Below are 21,741 nucleotides of genomic sequence, written 5' to 3'. Positions count from 1 at the left end.
GGTCGTTTTTCTTTGTGTTTTAATCCACCATTTTCTTCAGTTGGTATAAATACGCTAAAGCCTGTTTCGGGCTTAGTTCGTCTGGATCAAGCTTTTCAATGGCTTCACGAAGTGCGTCTGTTTCCTGTTCAAAGGCAAGTTCACCTTGATGTCGATTAGCCTCACGCAAGGCTTGAATTTGCTGATCGGCAGCATGACCCGATATTTTTTCTAATTGCGTCAATTTTTGCTTTGCCAGTTTAATGACTTGTTGCGGTACACCGGCTAAGGCGGCAACGGCTAAACCATAGCTTTTGCTTGCCGCCCCTTCTTGTACGCTGTGCATAAAGGCAATGGTGTTATTGTGTTCAAGGGCATCTAAATGCACGTTCACAATTCCGGAAAATTGTTCCGGCAAAGCAGTTAATTCAAAATAATGGGTGGCGAATAAGGTGAGCGAACGGATATTTTTTGCCAACCACTCAGCACATGCCCAAGCAAGGGAAAGCCCGTCATAGGTGGAGGTTCCACGCCCGATTTCATCAATTAATACCAGACTTTGTGCGCTAGCTTGATGGAGAATATTCGCCATTTCCGTCATTTCTACCATAAAGGTTGAACGACCGGAGGCAAGATCATCAGAGGCACCGATACGGGTAAAAATGCGATCAATCGGTCCGATTTTTGCCTGTTCTGCCGGTACAAAACTTCCCATATACGCCATTAAAGCAATCAATGCGGTTTGACGCATATAAGTGCTTTTCCCCCCCATATTAGGTCCGGTAATGATGAGCAAATGACGATCTTTATTAAGTTCAACGGGATTTGCAATGAAAGGCTCTTTAAGTACCTGTTCCACCACAGGATGACGACCGTTTTCAATCTTCATGCTGATTTCGTCACAGAATGTGGGCATGACATAATTTAATCGGTCGGCACGCTCCGCTAAATTCACTAAGACATCTAATTCCGATAAGGCAAGGCTTGCCAATTGCAATGCGCCTAAATGCGGGAGCAGTAAATCGAATAATTCCTCGTAAAGCTGTTTTTCTAATGCGAGCGCAGCACCTTTTGATTTCAGCACTTTATCTTCATATTCCTTGAGTTCCGGAATAATATATCGCTCCGCATTTTTTAAGGTTTGGCGACGCACATAATGCATCGGCGCTCTGTGGGCTTGCCCTTGACTAATTTGAATGTAATAACCGTGAACGGCATTAAAGCCGATTTTTAGGGTGTCGATCCCCGTATTTTCGCGCTCGCGTTTTTCTAGATTTTCTAAATATTGAGTCGCGCCGTCAGAAAGAATTCGCCACTCATCCAATTCTGCATGGTATCCTTGTGCAATCACCCCGCCATCACGAATCAAAAGCGGGGGCGTTTCAATAATGGCACGTTGAAGTAAGTCGCACTGCTCAGAAAAATCAGCGATTTGGGTAAAAAGTGCGGTCAAAAACGGGGGCGTTTTTTGTTGAATGATCGCTCGTAATTCGGGAAGTTGCTCCAATGCAGTACGCAAACGGGTGAGATCTCGTGGACGAGCCGAACGCAATGCCACACGAGCCAAAATGCGTTCCATATCCCCCACTTGTTTTAAATAGGGCTGTAATTCATCCACCAGATCAAAATTTAAGATTTCTGCAATCGCCTGTTGGCGTTGGCTGAGTTTTTGAGTATCCCGAATAGGTTGATGAATCCAACGTTTGAGCAAACGGCTTCCCATTGGGGTGACACATTTATCCAACACCGAAGAGAGGGTATTATCCGTACCACCGGCGAGATTTTGGGTAAGCTCTAAATTGCGTCTTGTGGCAGCATCCAGTTGAATGTAATCTTGATTTTGAATCACACTAATGCTGTTAATATGCGGTAAGGCGGTGCGTTGGGTTTCTTTAGCATATTGCAATAGACAGCCAGCCGCACTCAAGCCAAGAGGCGATTTTTCTACACCGAAAGCACGTAAATCTTGTGTGCCAAATTGACGATTAAGCAAGTTTATCGCCGTGCTAAGTTCAAATTCCCAAATAGGACGGCGGCGTAGTCCTTTACAATGTTCAATAATTGCCATGTCACTAAAATCTTCGCAATAGAGCAATTCCACCGGGGCAATGCGTTGTAATTCCGCACGTAAAGTTTCTTTATTTTCTGGCTCACTCAGTTGGAAAAGGCCGGATGTCATATCCAATGTGGCTAAACCAAATTTATCTTTCTCTTGATAGACGGCAGCAATCAAATTGTCTTGTCGTTCTAATAACAGGGCTTCGTCACTCACTGTACCCGGTGTAACAATACGCACAATTTGACGCTCAACAGGCCCTTTGCTCGTTGCCGGATCGCCCACCTGCTCACAAATGGCAACGGACTCGCCCAGCTGAACCAATTTCGCCAAATAGCCTTCTACGGCGTGATAGGGCACGCCTGCCATGGGAATAGGCTGCCCTGCGGATTGCCCCCGTTTGGTAAGGGAAATATCTAACAATGCTGCCGCTTTTTTCGCATCATCATAAAACAGCTCATAAAAATCCCCCATTCGATAAAACAACAAAATATCCGGACTTTCTGCTTTTAGCTTGAGATATTGTTGCATCATTGGAGTATGTTGAGAAAAATTATCTTCTGAAATCATTGAGTTACCTGTTTTTGATAAGAAAATAGACAGAAATATTAATCGAAAAATATAGGTTTAAACGTAAGCTATTTTAGAGGTTAAGAAAAGAAAAAGCCAATTGCAATCACCATTATGCAGAAACTATGAACCAAAACATTGGGAACACTCAAAAATTGTGTGATATTTTTTATCACATTCTCCCTTAACCCGTCCCGTTCAAACAAAATCTCGTGTTTCGCTTGATGAACCAACTCACAATGAGCATTAGGGAAAAGAGCAGTCAGTTTTTCCAAAGTTTTGTTATCCACGATTTTTTCTTTCTCCGATTGCAAAATCAGCACGGGAATTTCAATGCGGGGGACAATCGTAGGCAGGTGTTTTATCGCATTAAGGCATAAATGCACCCAACGAAAAGTCGGACCGCCAAGATGAAGGGCGGGATATTTTCGGTTGATTCGATTCATCCATTTCATTCGGGTTTTACAAAAACTGAGTTCATTGCGTTCAAGATGCGCCGGTCTGTAAGCCCCTTTGCCAAACACATAACGCTCCCCTTGCCCCAGTAAATTCATCGCGGCGATGATCAGTTCGTCCCGAATCGGCTGTTTTAACGGTACACCAAAGAAAGGGGAAGAAAGCACCGCTTTGTTAATGCGATGATCGCAATTTGCCAAATAATAGGCGGCGATCAGCGAACCAAGAGAATGGGAAACCAGATGTTGGGTTTGATAGTCAAAAAGTGCGGTGATTTTTTCAATCACTTTTTGCATATCTTCTACATAAAAACGAAACTCGTCCAAATGCCCTTTTTCCGGATCGGCTAAAAGCCGGTCAGAATAGCCTTGTCCACGGTGGTCAAACAGCAACACATCGTAACCTTGATGATAAAAATCATAAGCCAATTCCGACCATTTCATCATATTTTCTGCCCGCCCATTCACCAAAATCATCAATTTTTTGACCGCACTTTCCTGCTGAACAAAATGACGATAGGCAATACGAATATTGCCTTTCCCAATCAGATATTGGGTGGGCGCGCTTTCAAAAAAAGGCAACAATTCCACTAAGGCAAATTGGCAAAAATGGGGTTCTCGAATCATAGGAATTTATAAAATAAAGGGCATAAACAACGCCCTATTGGTAAGTAAATAATTATGCCACCAACTGTTTCAAAATACGGCGAACCGGTTCTGCCGCACCCCATAAGAGTTGGTCGCCCACGGTGAATGCTGCGAGGTATTCACCACCCATGGCGAGTTTGCGTAAACGTCCGACAGGCACACTTAATGTTCCGGTAACTTTCGCCGGGGTGAGTTCTTTTAATGTGGTTTCTTTATCGTTTGGAATGACTTTCACCCATTCATTGTGAGAAGCAACAATTTGTTCGATTTCCGCAAGCGGTAAATCTTTTTTCAGTTTGATGGTGAAAGCTTGGCTGTGGCAACGTAATGCACCGATACGCACGCATAAGCCGTCAACCGGAATTGGGGTGTCGCTTAAACCAAGAATTTTGTTGGTTTCCGCATAGCCTTTCCATTCTTCTTTGGTTTGCCCGCTTTCCGGTAATAATTTGTCGATCCAAGGGATAAGGCTGCCACCCAGTGCTGCACCAAAATTTTCTGTTGGGAAATCAGCGGAACGCATTTCTGCGGTAACTTTGCGTTCAATGTCTAAAATAGAAGACGCCGGGTTAGCTAATTCCTCTTTCACCGCATCACGCAATAAGCCCATTTGAGAAAGCAATTCACGCATATTTTTTGCCCCCGCACCGGAAGCAGCCTGATAAGTGGCAACAGAAACCCACTCAACCAAATCTTTCTTAAATAAGCCACCGATAGCCATCAACATTAGGCTTACCGTGCAATTTCCGCCCACAAAGGTTTTAATGCCGTTTTTTAAGCCTTCGTCAATCACATTTTGGTTTACCGGATCGAGTACGATGATGGCGTCTTGTTCCATACGTAGTGCTGAGGCGGCATCAACCCAGTAGCCGTTCCACCCCGTTGCTTTTAATTTTGGATACACTTCATTGGTGTAGTCACCGCCTTGACAAGTGACGACAATGTCTAATTTTTTGAGTTCGTCAATGTCGAAGGCATTTTTGAGTTCGCCCGCCTCTTTGCCGGCAAAGACAGGGGCTTTTTGCCCTGCTTGGGAAGTGGTGAAGAAAATAGGATTGATGTTGGCAAAATCATTTTCTTGCACCATACGATCCATTAATACGGAACCGACCATTCCGCGCCATCCGATAAAACCGACATTTTTCATAGTTTTTCCTTTGTTGATGTTGTGTTTGAATGGGGTTATTAATTACAAGATAGTGCGGTCAAAATCAAGTTTTTTTATGATGAATATAAACAAATTAATTAATATTCAAGAAAAAATCCCCTTTCGGGGATTTTTAATTTTTTAAGCCGTCTTGCTGGTTGCTTTTTTCACTGCAACTTTTCTCGACGTAGATTTAGCTTCAGATTTGACCGCACTTTTCCTAGCTACAGTTTTTGCAGTTTTTGTTTGGGCGGTGGCTTTCTTTGTTGCAGGCTTTCTCGTTGCCGTTTTTCTCTTGGTTTTTTCACCTAAATTAACCACTTTCCAGTCATTAAATTTTTCTAACAGTACTTTCCCCATTGGGCTTGGATCGCCGGTAAAGAGTGTTTGTAAGCCGTTATTTTCAATAATATGACGACGTAATGCCAAACGTTCCTCATGATTTTCTGCTAAACGAATCGCTCTCTCCACATATTCATCGACAGTATTGGCAATTAACCATTCAGGTAAGCCCAAACGTTTGAATAAGCCTTCATCAATATGTTCATGTACTTCAGAACCGGTTTTACAAATACCGACTAAGCCAAGAGTCACCATATCAATAATGCCGTTTGTATTTCCAAACGGGAATGGGTTTACCATCATATCGCAATTATGCAAAATTTGAAGATATCGGTGATAAGGTGAGTGTGGGTGGGCTGTGGCATCATCACCTAAATAAGATTTAATAAAACGCTCAATATAAGGGTGGGTAATGCCGCTGGATTGACCCAATGCAAAGTGGAAGTGGACTTTTACGTTGGCACGATCACGAATAGCTTTTAATGCCTCTAAAAAATAAGGATTTAATTTCATTGTTGTGGAGGCAATACCGATATTCACCACTTCCGGATTAGTGCGTAAGCGATATTCCACATTCTGTGGTGCGAGAGCGGATGGCACATAAGGAAGTGCATCTTTTGGTAAACGTAATAAGGTTTCACTAAAACAGGCTTCCGAACCGACATAATCATCTTCAACAATTACATATTCAATAAAGTCTGAGTGAGTTGTGGCTGGATGCCCTAATGCAATGGCTTGAATCGGCGCAAGGCGGGTGTTGCTGGTAAAAATTGTTGTGAGATCCATCCCAATACTTGGCATATAAAGCATAGCTGCACCGTTTTCATCACAAATCTCTTTTAAGAACAGCAATTTTTCAAAGATACTATTACCTTTGATTAAATGGAACTCATCAAATACTGCTCTACCAGCCTCATCTACGGCCTCCCCACCAATCCCGATCAAATGAAAATGCTGACGAGCCGCAATCATAGAAGTGGAATGCGTACGATAAATTGAATGCGCGGAGTGGAAATGCTCTAAAAGCACAACCATTACCGGTTTACCATTACGTTCACCTAATTTTGTCACATCACGATCAGTCCAATCGTTTTCAATAAGGTGACGGCGGATAACTTGGTTTAATGCACGTTTTACATTATGTTTGTTAGCAGCAATATCATAGCTACAGTGCATATATACATCATGAGAAATACCGCTAGGTAGATTGTTTAAATTTTCGATCTGCGCTAATTTTTCAGGGAACCATTGCAACAAGGCACCACGTTTACTAAATGCTTGCGGTGTACCAATAAAACGAGGTGACTGTAATGCAAAACAAAGTGATGCGCAAAGTTCCGGATCAAGATTCCACAAAGCATCTAAGTTGAGATTAACATTTGATTCAGGCAAATATAAAATGCAGAACTTGATTAATGCTGATTGAGACGCCTCCAAATCAATATCTAACGGGTCCGCAGGGGTTGGATTGCGATTGTAGGTTTGTAAAATATGATCTGCATTGACAAAAGGCGAGGCAGAAAAAATCAGATTTAGCCAGCGTTGTAAAGTTAAGAAACGTTGTGCACCGGAAATAGAAATGTCTAATTTCGGGTCGGTGAATAATTCTGTAATTGCCACCGCCATACGAGTAGCAAAGTAGATATGTCTATCTTGGGTAAGATTTTCAAGCTGTTTGGGGACATCAATTTCAATATCATTAATTTCGCCAAAATTCGAATCAATTTGACCAAGAATATCAAGCAGCTCGACACAAGCATCTTCATAGTTTTTTGCTGCAACTTTTTCTTCAAAACGTACAACACTTGGCTTTTTCACTTCAGACATTTTATTTTCCTTTTTATTTTAATTTAACAAGTTCCCCACAGATCATATTCATCTGATTGGGTAATAGTAACTTTAATTACATCACCGACTTTCACATCAATGCCGCTGATATTCTCAACATAAACCAAGCCATCCACTTCCGGTGCATCCGCTTTGGAACGACCGATGATACCTTCTTCATCTATTTCATCAACCAAGACATCCAAAGTTTTTCCCACTTTTTGGGTTAAGCGCTTGGCTGAAATTTCCTGTTGTAATTGCATAAAGCGATGAAAACGTTCTTCTTTAACCTCTTCCGGCACTTGATCTGCCATCTCAGTTGCAGGTGCACCTTCTACCGGGCTAAATTTAAAACAGCCGACACGGTCAAGCTGCGCTTCTTTTAAGAAATTAAGTAATAATTGAAAATCTTCTTCCGTTTCCCCCGGGAAACCCACAATAAAGGTGGAACGCAAGGTTAAATCGGGGCAAATTTCACGCCATTTTTTAATCCGCTCTAAAGTGCGGTCAATACTTCCCGGCCTTTTCATTGCTTTGAGAATTTTCGGGCTGGCGTGCTGCAAAGGAATATCCAAATAGGGCAATAACGTGCCGTCTGCCATAAGAGGGATTAAATCATCAACGTGTGGATACGGATAAACATAATGCAGACGCACCCAAATGCCGAGTTTCCCGAGTTGTTTACAAAGCGTCATTAAATCGTTTTTAATCGGCACTCCGTTCCAGAATGAGGTTTTTACCCCTCCCTCTTGGCGTTTTAAATCCAAAGAATACGCTGAAGTATCTTGCGATACGACTAGTAATTCTTTCACCCCGGCTTCGGCTAAACGTTTAGCTTCATCTAGTACTTGAGTGATGGAGCGGCTTTCCAAATCACCACGCATGGAAGGAATAATGCAAAAGGTGCAACGATGATCACAGCCTTCAGAAATCTTCAAATAAGCATAATGTTTTGGTGTTAATTTCACCCCTTGTTTAGGCACAAGGCTAAAGTAAGGGTTACGTGTCGGTTTCGGTACATATTTATGTACTTGCGCCATCACAGCTTCATAGCTATGAGGGCCGGAGACTTCCAATACTTTCGGGTGTACCTCACGAATACGATCTTCTTTTGCACCGAGACAACCGGTAACAATCACCCGACCGTTTTCTTCTAACGCCTCTCCGATAGCTTCTAAAGATTCTTGTACTGCGCTATCAATGAAACCACAAGTATTGACGATCACCAAATCAACATTTTCATAACTCGGTACGATATTATAGCCATCACTACGTAATTCTGTCAGAATACGTTCAGAATCCACTAAGTTTTTAGGACAACCCAAGCTAACAAAGCCAATATTCGGGGTTGAATTTTGCATAAAGTTATCTCTATTCCATTTCTATAAAAACGGCTAATTTTACTGAATTTCCGAGTAAAAGGCGACCGAAGAAAAGCAAAAGATTGTAAAATTAACTATATTTTTATTTTTCAAGTCGTTAGAATCTCATACTTTATGAATAAAAAAATAGCATTATGGAAAATTCATCCCTTATTTTGACCGCACTTTTAAGCCCCCATTATTTAACGATTCTCGGCAAAATGTTTTTGGCGTTACTTTTAGGTAGTATTATCGGTTTAGAACGTGAGTTAAAACACAAACCCGTTGGCATTAAAACCTGCTCAATTATTGCGATTACCACTTGTGTGTTAACTATGGTTTCTATTCAAGCGGCAGAACATTACGCACAAGTATCCGAAAACATTCGCACCGACCCGATGCGCCTTGCGGCACAAGTTATCAGCGGTATTGGTTTCTTAGGTGCCGGCGTAATTTTACATAAGAAAAATGATGCAATTTCAGGATTAACTACCGCAGCAATTATCTGGGCAGCCGCCGCAATCGGTATTGCAACCGGTGCCGGTTTTATTTTTGATGCTTTGATCGCTACGTCGATGATTTTAATCGCTATTCGTTTTAGCCCAATGATACAACGTTTAGCCCGTCATAGAGGGCGAAAAAAGAAAACCAAAATTATCATTCATCTGAGCTCATCAGCTTCTATTGCCGTCATCACGAATTTACTCATTCAAAATGATTACCGCATTGAAAACCTCTTCGTAAAAGATTTACCCAACGGCGAGGTGAGAGTACAGATCCGATGTTTTGCTATCGACAGCGCTATGATTAAAGATGTTTACACATTATTAAAAACGGAAGAAGGTGTATTGAGCGTTGAATTATTTGAAAATTAAAAAAGGGGAATAGTGGTTCCCCCTTAATTATCTTTAAATATTGTTTAAAACTATTTACTGCCCGTTATCATCGCCACTTCTCAGCGACTTACCTTTCGATAGTTTTATTCCCAAATATTTTTCATCGCCTCTCTTTCTCTCTTTTTAAGTACAATTGAAGCTCAAACGTTCGTTAATTGATAAAAATTCCTTTACATTAAAAATAAGATGAATATGATAACGATTCTTATTTTTAGAGCTTAAGGAATACCATGTATAAAAACCAAATTACATTTTTTATTTGCCTAACATTATGCGCCTCTCGCGCTTTTTCTGAAGAAAAAACGACAAATCACGCTAATATGCTGCCAGAAATTGTGGTATATGGAGACAATAATAAATCCCTTTCCTCCACTCAAACGCTCACTTCCACGGAGATAGAAAAAACACCCACAAGCAATAATAACATTACCGATTATTTGCGTTCTAACCCGCATATTCGTTATGAAGACAGCGATCAAGACGGTTTTCAACGTGGCGAAATTAAACCGCAAAATATCTCTATTAATGGTGCGGATACAAACCAAACCGCTTATTTTGTCGATAATGTTAATGTGAACAACGATTTAACGGTAGATAGTGAAATCTTTGACGGCGCAATGCAAGTCGTACCGGGGATTAGCCATACACAAGCTTATTTCTTTGATGCTTCTATGCTGTCCACAGTTGAAGTGCACGACAGCAACATTTCCGCCGGTTTAGGCGGTTTTATGGGCGGAGCGGTGGTTGCCAAAACGAAACAATATAATGGCAAAGACAGCGTATCACTCAAGTATCGCACAACGAATTCCAGCTGGGCAAAAATGAATGCCGATAATTCGGCACAAAATTTACTGGATAAAATCAGACCTGATGCCAGTGGTGTCGCCGAATTTCAGCCTAAATATCGTAAGCAGACATTTAACATCGTTTTAGAAAAAGGCTTAACGGATAATTTAGGTATGGTGCTAGGTTACAGTAAACGTCACTCCCAGATCCAACAAAATCGACTCATCGGATACGATACCGAAGCCAAATTAAATAAACAAAATCACCTACGCAATTCAGATAATTTATTGCTGAATTTCAACTTAGCGGCAAGTGAAAAAGATCGTTTTGAACTAGGATTCCGTTATTCCAATTATAAAGAACAAAAATATTACGCTACCAATATTGATAGCGATGTCAGCGATTATCATCAAGCATTCGGCACGACATTGGCGTGGGTACACTCCTTTGATTCAGGAATTTGGACAAATACCCTAGCTTACGATCGCTTTAAAGATAAACGAAAATCCGCCTCTGCCAATGTCGAGGCTGTTTCTGTTTTTGATGAAAATTTTGATCAGATTTATGATTATGAAAAAGGCGGTTATGGTAACAGTTCCCTAACACAAGATAATCTTTATTTCTCAACGGAATTTGCCGTTGATCCTTTTGATTTAGGCACAAGTCGCCATTCTATTTCTGTTGGTGGTATTTATCAGGCAACACACTATAAATTTAATCGCCCTCAAGATGTACATTCTAAAATTATTCAGCGCAATCCCAATATGGATCCGATTGAATTCACTAATATCACCTATAAAGGCAGTGCGAAAACCCGTTATCAAAATTTCGTCTTTTATGCGGAGGATTTAATCACTTGGAAAAAATTGGAATTTCGTCCGGGTATGCGTATCGAACGTGATGATTATCTACAAAACAATAATATCGCCCCACGTTTTGTGGCTCGCTATAAACCTTGGGAAGAAACCGGTTTGACACTGGGATTGAACCGTTATTACGGCCGCTCTTTCGCGTCATTAAAACTGACCAATGAAATTTTAAAAATCAACCGTGATACCAGCCGTGAATATCAAGCATTCAATTCACTAAAAACGCCTTATGCCGATGAACTCAGTTTGGGAATAGAACAAGAATTCGGCAATTTAGCATTTAAATTGAATTACATTCACCGCCAAAATAAAAATCGAATTGTGTTAAAACGTGATGCCAACCGAGTGAATTCCTATCATAACGGCGGTGATTTCAGCGTGGATGTTTATACATTCCAAGTCAATAACATTGAACCTTGGAAATTGGGCAAAAGCTATTGGACAACCTCTTTAGGATTTGATTGGCTAAAAACAAAACGTGCCGATATCGGTCGAGAGCTTGATCCGAATGAACCCGTTTATCTTGATGGTAAATTAATGAGCCGCCGTGCCATGCTAAGTAAAGTCAATAGTTCCACCGAAGATTGGATTGCCCGATTGGGTGTGGATATGACGATTCCGGATTACCATATTACTTGGTCAAATAAAGTTTATATGAAAGCCCCGATTCGCAGCTACGAATTACTGGATAGTAATTTTGACGATGATATTTCCCGTTACCGCTCATACCATTATGGTCGCCATACTCAGTGGGATTCCAGCATTCGTTGGCAACCGACAATTACTGGTAATCACAGTGTTTATTTACAGGTTGATATCCTAAACGTACTCAATCAAACCCGTAAATCCAAAACCGTTAGAGCCATTTCAACGAATGATGAATACGGTATCTACACGCCCGGTCGTGAATTTTGGTTGGAAGTCGGCTACAAATTTTAAGTTAATGTTGATTCTTTCTACGCTAATGTGAATTGGCGTAGATTTTCTTTTTTTATATTTAAGCAAAAATGATGAAAAAACTAACCGCACTTTTTTTACTACTTTGTACTTTGGGCGGGCTTATCGCCTGTCAAAACAAAGCAGATGCCGACACATTGCCTTTCGATCCCGATATTAAACAGGGTAAGTTGGCTAATGGACTGCAATATTATATTTTGCACAACAGCGAGCCTAAAAATCGGGTGTATCTTCGTTTAGTGGTCAATGCCGGTTCAATGCACGAGGATGACGATCAAAAAGGTATCGCCCATTTAGTGGAGCATATGGCGTTTAACGGTTCGAAAAAATATCCCGAAAATACTATCATTACTGCATTGGAAAAGTTAGGCATGAAGTTTGCCCGTGATATCAATGCCTTCACCGATTTTGAAAATACCGTTTATACCCTAAATCTGGACGATAACAGCCCGGAAAAGCTCTCTCTTGCCTTTGATGTCATCAATCAATGGATGAATCATCTCACTATTTTGCCGAAAGACCTTGACGGTGAGCGTGGTGTGGTTGAAGAAGAATGGCGTCGCCGATTAAGCCCGATGTTGCGCCTCGGTGATAAAAAAAGTGCCATTGAAATGGTCGGTTCACGCTATGTATTACGTGATCCCATTGGGGATATGAAGATTATTCGCCGTATTTCCCGTGAGCGGGTGGCGGATTTTTATCATAAATGGTATCGACCGGATAATATGTCGGTGATCGTAGTGGGGGATATTGACCCGAATCAAGTCAAAACCTTGCTGAATAACGCCTTAGCACAATCCGATCCACGCTTACAAACACCACTTGATAAAATTGACTTTTCTATTCCGCTTATTCAGCATTGGCGGGTAGCAAGTGTTGCCGAACAAGGCACAAACATTCCGGCATTGGAACTCAGTTTTTTTGAGGAGGATAAACAGCAGGAAACTGTTACAGACTACAAACAAGATCTCATTCAGCAAATTGTGACCCGTTTGGTCAATTTACGTTTGCAAAAATGGGAAGAACATCAAGGCGACTGGTTGGATTCAGCTAATTTTTACCGTTCTCATCTAGGTAAAGAAACCCTACAAATGGTTTTTTCATTGCAATTATTCAATACGCATTACTTAAAAAATATTACAGCACTGTTTACCTTTCTGGCTGAAATTCGGCAACACGGCTTTACTCAGGAAGAACTCAATGCAGAAATTACAAGGCTTCGCCACCTCAATGAAAAACAAAAAGAGATTCGTAGCGGCAGTTTAAGAATTGCCGATGAGCTGATTGCTGTTGCGGCCAACCATCAAATCACGTTAAATGCCAAAGACCGCTACAAACTAAATCGCCGTTTTTTAGATGAAATCAAGCTCAGCGATATCAATGAAACCTTTAATAAGACGTTAGCATTAAAAGCCAAATTATTATTGGTGACCCAACCGCTACCGGAACAAAAACTCCCATTCAATGCCACAGATATTGAACAGCGTTGGGAACAAATTATGCGTCAAGCCCAATCCCCTTGGCAAAAGGAAAAACACCAAGCAAAACGACCGCACTTTTCCTCTGAAGACGGCTCATTGGTGTTGGAAAAACATTGGGATAAAGGCAATATTGATGAATATCGCCTAAGTAACGGGGCAAAATTGATTTACCATTACAGCGATAAAACACCTAATCAAGTGCATTTTAGAGCGGTAACAAGTGGTGGATTACGCACCGTTCCGAATCAAGATTATCATCTATTACGCACGGCGACTATTTTGGTAGATGATACCGGTGTAGGTGAACTTGCCTCTTCGGATATCAATCATCTTTTTGGGCAAAATCCCCTTGTGTTGGCAACAGTGATTGATGATGATAAGCAAGGTTTCACCGGCGTAGGAAAATCACAGGATTTGGAGAATTTACTCACGCTGTTTCGTTTAAAACTCCAATCCGCTCCGATTTCAGACAGCGCACTACAAAAATATCGCCGGGAAACGCAAGATTATTTCAAACAAATTGATGTGGAAACCAAATTTATGCAGGCGGTTTCCCGTTTACGCCAACCGAATATCGCCACCGCATATACTCAAAATCAAGCGGAATTATTGGGTTTTACTACGGCACAATTAAGCCAAATTTATCAAGAGAAGATCTTAGATAAAACGGATTTCACTTATTTCATTATTGGTGATATTTCACGAGATGATGTTGAAAAATTAGCAAAACAATATTTGGCAACGGTTGAAGTGAAAACACAATCTCGGGTTTATCAACCTACCCCTATCCATACACCGAACAAAACATTCTCAATGAGAGGATTAAGTGAACCACGAGCGGATGTGGAAATTTATCTTACTGCAGAAAACCAATGGCAAGCAGAACAAAAATACGCCTTAGACATTCTTGGCGATATCGTGCAAGAAAAACTACGCCTTGTTTTGAGGGAAAAAGCATCGGGTATTTATTCCGTGAATAGTTGGTTTAGTCAAGAATCCTATATGCCGCAAATTGAAGGAAAAATTGAATTTAGTTGTGCGCCGGAGAGAGCAGATGAACTGATTAAATTAACCCATCAAATTTTAGATGAGATCATTGAACAAGGCATTGATGAAACTTTGCTTCGCAAAAAACAGGCTGAACAGTTGCAACAAATTAAACGTCAATTTGACTCATTGGTCTCAGTGGCAAGTTTAATTGAAGAGAGCTATTGGCAACAAGGCGATCCGCAATCAATTTATCTCTATCAACATTTAGAGCAACTTGCAAGTAAACCTAAGATTGAGGCACTTGCTAAAAAAGTGCTAGTTAAACCCGCCCGTTTTGAGGCAATTTTACGCCAATAATTGACCGCACTTTAGACCATTAGGTTAGCCATAAAACAATCAGCCCCTTAAAATATCGCTATTTTGAGGGGCTGATCACTTATGTCAATTAAGCTAATTTTGCTTTCAGAAAATCAAATAATTGATCTTTTTCAATCATTTCTTTCTCACCGGTACGGCGATTTTTATATTCAATTTCACCGTTTGTTAAATTTTTCTCACCGATCACGATCATATGTGGAACACCTATAAGCTCCATATCCGCAAACATTACGCCAGGGCGTTCTTTGCGATCATCAAAAATCACATCCACGCCTTGTGCCTGTAAAGTGCGGTAAAGTTCCTCTGCATATTGTTGGACACTTTCAGATTTGTGCATATTCATCGGCACAATTGCCACAGTGAAAGGCGCAATTTCATCGGTCGGCCAAATAATGCCCCGCTCGTCATGATGTTGTTCGATGGCCGCCGCAACCACACGGGTTACTCCGATACCATAACAACCCATCGTTACCACCATTGGGCGACCGTCTTCTCCTTGCACGGTGGCATTCATGGCTTCGGAATATTTTTTGCCCAGTTGGAAAATATGCCCTACTTCAATACCACGTTTAATCAGTAGCGTTCCCTTGCCATCCGGACTCGGATCGCCTTCCACCACATTACGAATATCCGCGATTTTCGGCAAGGCAACATCACGTTCCCAGTTAATGTTGAAATAATGTTTGCCGTCAATATTTGCGCCAGCGCTAAAATCTGACATCAGTGCTACCGAACGATCGATAATCACAGGAATATTAAGATTGACCGGCCCTAATGATCCTACGCCTGCCCCAATTTTGGCTTTAATTTCTGCTTCATCGGCAAATTCAAAAGGTGATGCCACTTCCGCTAATTTTTCCGCTTTAATTTCATTCAACTCGTGATCACCACGAATGATTAACGCCACCAGTGGTTGCTCCTCACTCGCCCCTTTGACGATCAACGTTTTCACGGTTTTTTCAATAGGCTGATTAAATTGTGTGACCAATTCTGCAATGGTTTTAGCATTTGGCGTATCAATCAATTCCATCGCTTTTGTTGAGGCAGCACGTTCGCCTATCGCCACTGCCTCCGCTAATTCAATATTGGCGGCATAGTCGGATTCGGTCGAGAAAATCACATCGTCTTCCCCACTATTCGCCAACACTTGGAATTCATGGGAAGCGCTGCCGCCAATGGATCCCGTATCTGCTTGCACTGCACGGAAATCCAACCCTAACCGAGTGAAAATATTACTATAGGTTTGATACATCACATCATAAGTTTGTTGCAAACTTTCTTTATCAGTGTGGAAAGAATAAGCATCTTTCATGATAAATTCACGGCTACGCATCACACCAAAACGTGGGCGGACTTCATCACGGAATTTGGTTTGAATATGATAAAGATTAATAGGTAACTGTCGATAAGAGGTAACTTCACGACGCATTAAATCCGTAATGGCTTCTTCATTCGTCGGGCCAATCACAAAACCACGCTCTCCACGATCAGTAAAACGCAATAATTCCGGGCCATATTGCTCCCAACGACCGGATTCTTGCCAAAGTTCCGCCGGTTGTACCACCGGCATTTTAATTTCTAGCGCACCGCTTTTATCCATTTCTTCACGGATCACTTTTTCTACTTTACGTAGTACCCGCCACCCTGTTGGCATCCAGTTATAAAGTCCCGCTGCGAGAGGGCGAATCATTCCTGCCCGTAGCATCAGTTGATGGCTGACAATGGCGGCTTCCGCCGGGGTTTCTTTTAATGTCGAAAATAAATATTGACTTGTACGCATTGAATTAACCTTAAATTCGTTAAATGAAGAAAAAATTGGTGGGAGTATAACAAAAAGTGCGGTCATTTTTAACCGCACTTTTTTGAAAGAAGAAATTAATTGGTTTTTAATTTATTCCAATATTTTTCGTAAATATCCACGGCATCACCCACATCACCTTGCATGATACCTTTTTCCACTTCTTCTGAAGGTGGGAACAAGGTTGGGTCATTTACCAGTTCCGGACTCAGCAAGGCTTTCACGCCTTCATTCGGCATTGAAAAGCCCATACGCTCAATCACTACCTTGGCATTTTCAGGACGAAGGAGGAAATCAATAAATTTGTGTGCCCCTTCCACATTTTTTGCGGTTTTAGGGATTGCATAGTTATCCATCCAGAAAATCGCCCCTTCTTTCGGGTAGATAAATTGTAGGCTTGGATTTTCTTTATGAGCGAGATAGGCAGAGCCGTTCCAAATCATTCCAAGTGCTACTTCACCTTGCACATAAGGCACTTCCGGTGAGTCTGAATTGAAAGTAATCACATTAGGCAATAAGTTCACCAAACGTTCATAAGCCGCTTTGATTTCTTCTTCGTTAGTGGTGTTAGGGGATTTTCCATCTAACAATAGGGCGATATGGAAAACTTCACGGGCATCACTGGTCATCAACACTTTGTGTTTAAATTCAGGTTTCCATAAATCTGCCCAACTGGTGATGGTTTTTGGATCAATCTCATCAGAATTGACCTCAATACCTGTTAAACCGTAAACATAAGGCAGGGAGAATTTGTTTTCAGAGTCAAATTCTTTGTTCAACAGGTGTTTTGGGATTTGTTTTAAATTCTCTAATTTACTGTGATCAAGAGGCTGTAACATATTCTCCTTGATCATTTTGTTAACGTAGTAACTTGAGGGAAACACTACGTCATAGCCAGAACCGGTGTTTTCCGTCAATTTTAATTTGGCATACATTTCTTCGTTGCTTTCAAAGGTGGAATAAATGACTTCTACACCGGTTTCTTTCGTGAACTGTGCAACGAGATCGGAAGGCACATAGTCCGTCCAGTTATAAACATAAAGTTTGTTGTTGGCAAAGGCAGAGGCCGCAAAAAGTGCGGTTGCAGAAAGGAAAAGATTTTTGAGTTGCTGAGTAAGGGATTTTTTCAATTTATTGACCTCCTAGGGTAAAAGTGAATAAGAGCGTATACACGCGTGGGGCAGTATAGCATTTTTTTGTAAAGGGTTTGACATATTTCCCCATCAGAGTAAGATTTCGCCAATTTTTATCACCGAGAGGTTTTATGCTAACTTTTGCTCATCAAGAACACGTTCCTTCCTATTATTTTGATTCACGCAATCAAGATTTCCAACTTCCCGCTTTAACACAAATTGAACACGCCGATGTCTGTGTGATCGGTGCGGGCTTTTTTGGGTTATCCGCGGCATTAGAATTGGCGGAGAAAGGAAAAAAAGTCGTGGTATTGGAAGGTGCTCGGGTGGGCTTTGGGGCATCCGGTCGAAGTGGTGGCCAGGCCATAAACGGTTTTGAAGAAGGCATTGATGAATATATTAAACAAGTTGGCTTTGATAAAGCCCGTCAACTTTGGGAAATGTCGCTAGAGGCCATTGATATTATTGATGAACGTATCGCAAAGTATGGTATTCAATGCGACTGGAAAAAAGGCTATGCCACCCTTGCGTTGAACCATCGCCGTATGGATGATCTGATTGAAATGGAAAAAGCCAGCCACAAAAATTTTGGCTATCAAAATATGCAGCTTTGGGATAAGGCAAAACTCAAACAGCATCTGGGCAGCGATATTTATGTGGGCGGTTTATATGATAGCAATTCCGGTCATTTGCATCCTTTCAATTATTGCTTGGGATTGGCGAAAGCCTGTTTAGATCTTGGCGTGCAGATTTTTGAACAATCGCCGGTAGTGGATCTCATCGAAAAAAACGGCTGTATTGAAGTGAAAACCGACCAAAGTGCGGTCATTTCTAAAGATGTTGTTTTAGCCACCAATGCTTATATTGATGCTCTCCCTAAATCTATTCACCATGGCATTAACCGAAAAATTATGCCGGTAGAAAGTTTTATTATTGCTACCGAACCATTAAGCCAAACTGTGGCGGATTCTGTGATTAATAATGGTATGTCCGTATGCGACAACAATTTATTGCTCGATTATTATCGGTTGAGTGCGGATAATCGCCTGCTTTTCGGTAGCGATTCCAGTTCGGAAAAAGATATGGTATCGGTAATGCGACAAAATATGTTGCATGTTTTCCCACAGTTAGAAAATGTGAAAATTGACTATGGTTGGGCTGGACCTATTGATATGACCATGAACTCAACCCCGCACTTTGGGCGAATTTCCCCTCATATTTATTTCGCCCATGGCTATTCGGGGCATGGCGTAGCTTTAACGGGATTAGCCGGGCGTATTGTTGCGGAAGCCATTTTAGGCAATGACAAACGTCTGCAAATTTTTGAAGAATTAAAAGTGCCTTCTGTTTATGGCGGAAAATGGGTGAAAAATTTAGCCACGAAGATTGGAGTAAAATACTATCAGTTTTTAGATAAATATCGTTAAAAACAGATTTAAAATTGACCGCACTTTAATAGTGCTGATTTAATGAGTTTGCCAATATGACAGTATCTGTACAGATACTGTCATATCAATTAGAAGCGGCAGCCTTATGCGTTTCTTTAAAAATGAATTCTCAGCCCTAAACTAACCACATAGTCCGAATTATTAACAAAATTCCATTTTACTGATTCACCTCCCTAATAGCGGTATTTCGCCCCTTCAAGAAAAGCGACAACCTGACGATGTAATTTGTAATCTGCACCTAAAATCACCCCTTTTAATTTTCTCGCCGTGAAATTTTCTTTTCCATTTTTAATGGGTGATTGGGCTTTACCCCATAAATAGCCGGCAAAGATTTTACTTTTCGGATTAAGTTGATATTTGGCAGCAATCAACCATTCTTCCACTTGACGGAATTGGGCATTACTTTGTTTGCCTTTTGATTCAACTTGTTGCCCCCGCCAGCCAAATCCGTATTGTTGATAATAACGGCGCTTGCCGTAATCTAACCCGACTGCGAAATCCTGATAGCGGAATGCCATACCGAAGCCTAAACTGCGATCAACATTCGTTTCTGATTTTCGCTGTCGGCTAAACCCCGCTTTGACATCTATTTTCCAATCTTGAAAAGCTTTATTGAAAAATAGTGCGAGAACATAGCCATTGGTATTGGGTAGGTTTTTGACTTTCCCGTTTTTGTCGGTGGTTTGTTTCCCACTTTCACCAAAAATATAATCAGCTCCCAGTTTAAAACCATAGAAATCCTTCGATGTAAGGTGAATCACTTGGTCAGCTCGTTTGATTACTTTTTTTACATCAGTTAAGTTATAACTATAATCGGCAGTGCTAAGTAAATCACCATTCGTTGTTTGTTTACCGAAAGTCAATGTGCCTAGTGATTTATGCTGAAAGCCTGCATAAAGATAGCGGGTATAAACTGAATCTCCGAGACTTTTATCAGTAAAACGCATTTCTAGGTTACCAAGTGCGGTCAAATTTTCATTAATTTTATGGGTAAGCCGTAAACTGATACGAGAACTGTTATCGACCAAGTCTGTGGGAACACCTTGTTTATGTTGTAATTGAAAGCGAAGTGAACCGCGTAAATCTATACGGGAATTTTCTTGTTGGTAGAGCGGGACGGCAAAAGAAGAAGGAATAATGCTCGAAACCAGTAAAAATAAACATAGTTTTTTCATCAGATTTACCTTATTAAAAAGCGTGTTAAGCCCTTCCCCGTTTTGCTTTTAAACGGGGAAGGATGACTCGAAAAATTGTAGGTTTTTAATGATTATTGGAAACGTTGAAAATCACTGAGAGTAAATAATCCCATTGAACGAGCAACATTGACATAGGTATAAAGCGCTTCAATATGTTTTTTCTCGGCACTTGGTGGATTACCGCCACCTACGCCATCAATCTTGAGTGGATAGCCCACATAATCAGCGTAACCTTTTAGAACAGCGGTGGCTCTTGGGATATGAAGTTGTGTCCCTATACCGAGAATAGTATGCAAGTTATGTTGCTTAAATAGTTTGACCATACCAATTGCATTTCCCGGCGTATCACGGGCAATCGGATCAAGTAAAAAACGGTTTGGATTTACCCCATTTTCTTTAAGCCATTTTGCCATCACATCGGATTCTGCATAAGGCGTTTTAACCGGCCCACCACTTAGCACCAATTTGGCATTGGGATATTTTTCCGCCATTTCCTTGGTTTTTTCTAAACGTTGTAATAAGCCTTTTGAGGGTGATCCATCCGGATTGGGGGATTGCCCGAATACAGCAATGGCATCAAATGATAATTGGCTTTGAGGTTGGTCGGAAAACGATTGTTGTAGAATACTTTCGGTGAAACGAAAAAAATCACGCATAGCCTGTGCGGCTTGTGGCGAACGTTTTTCCAAGGCATTTAAACGTTGTTTCACTTGTGTCTCATCTTCCAGCGTTTTCGCCGCCAAAATACTGACGGCAAGTGCATGTAAATCATCCGGTTTACGGCGCAAAATTTGATCTAATTGGGAAAGAGCGGGGCGGTAGTCTTTATTAATGAGATAGGCTTCGGCCTGAACACGGTAACTATTAAGATAATCGGGAGTTTGTTTCACTTTTTGATCTAAAGAATGATAAAGTTTCTGCCATTCCCAACGGCGAAAAGCTACCACATCTTCTCTCAAGTAAGGATCATTCACATAATCTTCTGCATATTTTACTACGAGATTCTCGATCGGTTGCCCACGCCCGCTTTCTTTACCTAGTGGTGCACTGATACTGTCCGATAAGGTCAATCCAAGAGGTGAAATCGGTTGAGCATTTTGCACGCATCCAGTTAGAGAGAATGCGCCCATTCCCAATAAAAGTGCGGTTAAAATTTGGCGGGTTTTAAACATTTTCATGGATCACTCCTTAACAATATTCAGTTTGGGAATAATGAAGATAATATCTTCATTTTCTATCGCTTTAAATGTTGTAATCATCCTTCATAAAAAAGAATTGATAATTCGGATTTTCGCTTAAACAAAGCTGGCGTAAATCAAGTTGATGCCTTGCTATTTGTTTAATAATATTCATCAACATTTTTAGCTTCTGAGTATTCTGATTAATATTAAGATTAATTACCATAAAAACAATTTCACTATGTT

14 protein-coding genes are annotated in these 21,741 nt (G+C 41.0%); 4 read left to right on the top strand and 10 right to left on the bottom strand.

Annotation, left to right across the window (positions count from 1 at the left end; translation table 11 throughout):
* Positions 1–19: 19 nt before the first annotated feature.
* The 5 genes from mutS to rimO form a co-directional block, all read right to left on the bottom strand.
* Positions 20–2,605 carry a DNA mismatch repair protein MutS gene (gene mutS / locus BKK47_RS00860; protein ID WP_077493066.1) on the bottom strand — a complete coding sequence of 862 codons (2,586 nt, stop codon included), beginning with the start codon at positions 2,603–2,605 and terminating at the stop codon, positions 20–22.
* Between the two features lie 80 nt (positions 2,606–2,685).
* Positions 2,686–3,687: an alpha/beta fold hydrolase gene (locus tag BKK47_RS00855; RefSeq protein WP_077493065.1), complete on the bottom strand. Its 1,002-nt coding sequence runs from the start codon at positions 3,685–3,687 to the stop codon at positions 2,686–2,688.
* Positions 3,688–3,739: 52 nt separating this feature from the next.
* A complete protein-coding gene (gene asd, locus BKK47_RS00850) occupies positions 3,740–4,855 on the bottom strand; it encodes an aspartate-semialdehyde dehydrogenase (RefSeq protein WP_077493064.1) in 1,116 nt (371 codons plus the stop codon).
* A gap of 141 nt (positions 4,856–4,996) precedes the next feature.
* Positions 4,997–7,024, bottom strand: a complete 2,028-nt coding sequence (locus BKK47_RS00845) for a UDP-glucose:protein N-beta-glucosyltransferase (RefSeq protein WP_077493063.1) — start codon at positions 7,022–7,024, stop codon at positions 4,997–4,999.
* Positions 7,025–7,047: 23 nt separating this feature from the next.
* Positions 7,048–8,385 (bottom strand): 30S ribosomal protein S12 methylthiotransferase RimO, encoded by a 1,338-nt coding sequence (gene rimO, locus BKK47_RS00840; protein WP_077493062.1) that lies wholly within the window; start codon positions 8,383–8,385, stop codon positions 7,048–7,050.
* Positions 8,386–8,540: 155 nt separating this feature from the next.
* On the opposite strand from rimO, the gene BKK47_RS00835 reads away from it, so the two are divergent.
* The 3 genes from BKK47_RS00835 to BKK47_RS00825 all read left to right on the top strand — a co-directional run bounded on the left by BKK47_RS00835 (position 8,541) and on the right by BKK47_RS00825 (position 14,721).
* Positions 8,541–9,260, top strand: a complete 720-nt coding sequence (locus BKK47_RS00835) for an MgtC/SapB family protein (protein WP_077493061.1) — start codon at positions 8,541–8,543, stop codon at positions 9,258–9,260.
* Between the two features lie 251 nt (positions 9,261–9,511).
* Complete coding sequence (locus BKK47_RS00830) at positions 9,512–11,875, top strand: TonB-dependent receptor plug domain-containing protein (protein ID WP_077493060.1); 2,364 nt, start codon at positions 9,512–9,514, stop codon at positions 11,873–11,875.
* A gap of 71 nt (positions 11,876–11,946) precedes the next feature.
* The gene (locus BKK47_RS00825; protein WP_077493059.1) at positions 11,947–14,721 is read left to right on the top strand and encodes a M16 family metallopeptidase; all 2,775 of its coding nucleotides are present in this window, start codon (positions 11,947–11,949) and stop codon (positions 14,719–14,721) included.
* 88 nt (positions 14,722–14,809) lie between these two features.
* On the opposite strand, the gene proS is transcribed toward BKK47_RS00825, so the two are convergent.
* Both proS and BKK47_RS00815 read right to left on the bottom strand, forming a co-directional pair.
* Positions 14,810–16,522: a proline--tRNA ligase gene (gene proS / locus BKK47_RS00820; RefSeq protein ID WP_077493058.1), complete on the bottom strand. Its 1,713-nt coding sequence runs from the start codon at positions 16,520–16,522 to the stop codon at positions 14,810–14,812.
* 95 nt (positions 16,523–16,617) lie between these two features.
* On the bottom strand, positions 16,618–17,670 hold the full coding sequence (locus tag BKK47_RS00815; protein WP_077493057.1) for an extracellular solute-binding protein: 1,053 nt from the start codon (positions 17,668–17,670) through the stop codon (positions 16,618–16,620).
* A gap of 134 nt (positions 17,671–17,804) precedes the next feature.
* On the opposite strand from BKK47_RS00815, the gene BKK47_RS00810 reads away from it, so the two are divergent.
* Positions 17,805–19,100, top strand: a complete 1,296-nt coding sequence (locus BKK47_RS00810; protein ID WP_077493056.1) for an NAD(P)/FAD-dependent oxidoreductase — start codon at positions 17,805–17,807, stop codon at positions 19,098–19,100.
* Positions 19,101–19,294: 194 nt separating this feature from the next.
* Here BKK47_RS00810 and BKK47_RS00805 read toward each other — a convergent pair whose 3' ends face one another.
* From BKK47_RS00805 to BKK47_RS12605, 3 genes are all read right to left on the bottom strand, one after another.
* A complete protein-coding gene (locus BKK47_RS00805) occupies positions 19,295–20,296 on the bottom strand; it encodes a porin (protein WP_077493055.1) in 1,002 nt (333 codons plus the stop codon).
* A 92-nt stretch (positions 20,297–20,388) separates the two neighbouring features.
* Positions 20,389–21,495, bottom strand: coding sequence for a YdcF family protein (locus BKK47_RS00800; RefSeq protein WP_077493054.1), 1,107 nt, complete (start codon positions 21,493–21,495; stop codon positions 20,389–20,391).
* A gap of 64 nt (positions 21,496–21,559) precedes the next feature.
* Positions 21,560–21,741 (bottom strand): hypothetical protein (locus BKK47_RS12605; RefSeq protein ID WP_208603955.1); only part of this gene is annotated, 182 nt, incomplete at its 5' end.

Source organism: Rodentibacter mrazii (genome assembly GCF_001998825.1).
GTDB classification, from domain to species: domain Bacteria; phylum Pseudomonadota; class Gammaproteobacteria; order Enterobacterales; family Pasteurellaceae; genus Rodentibacter; species Rodentibacter mrazii.
This window is presented reverse-complemented; position numbering and strand designations above follow the sequence as displayed.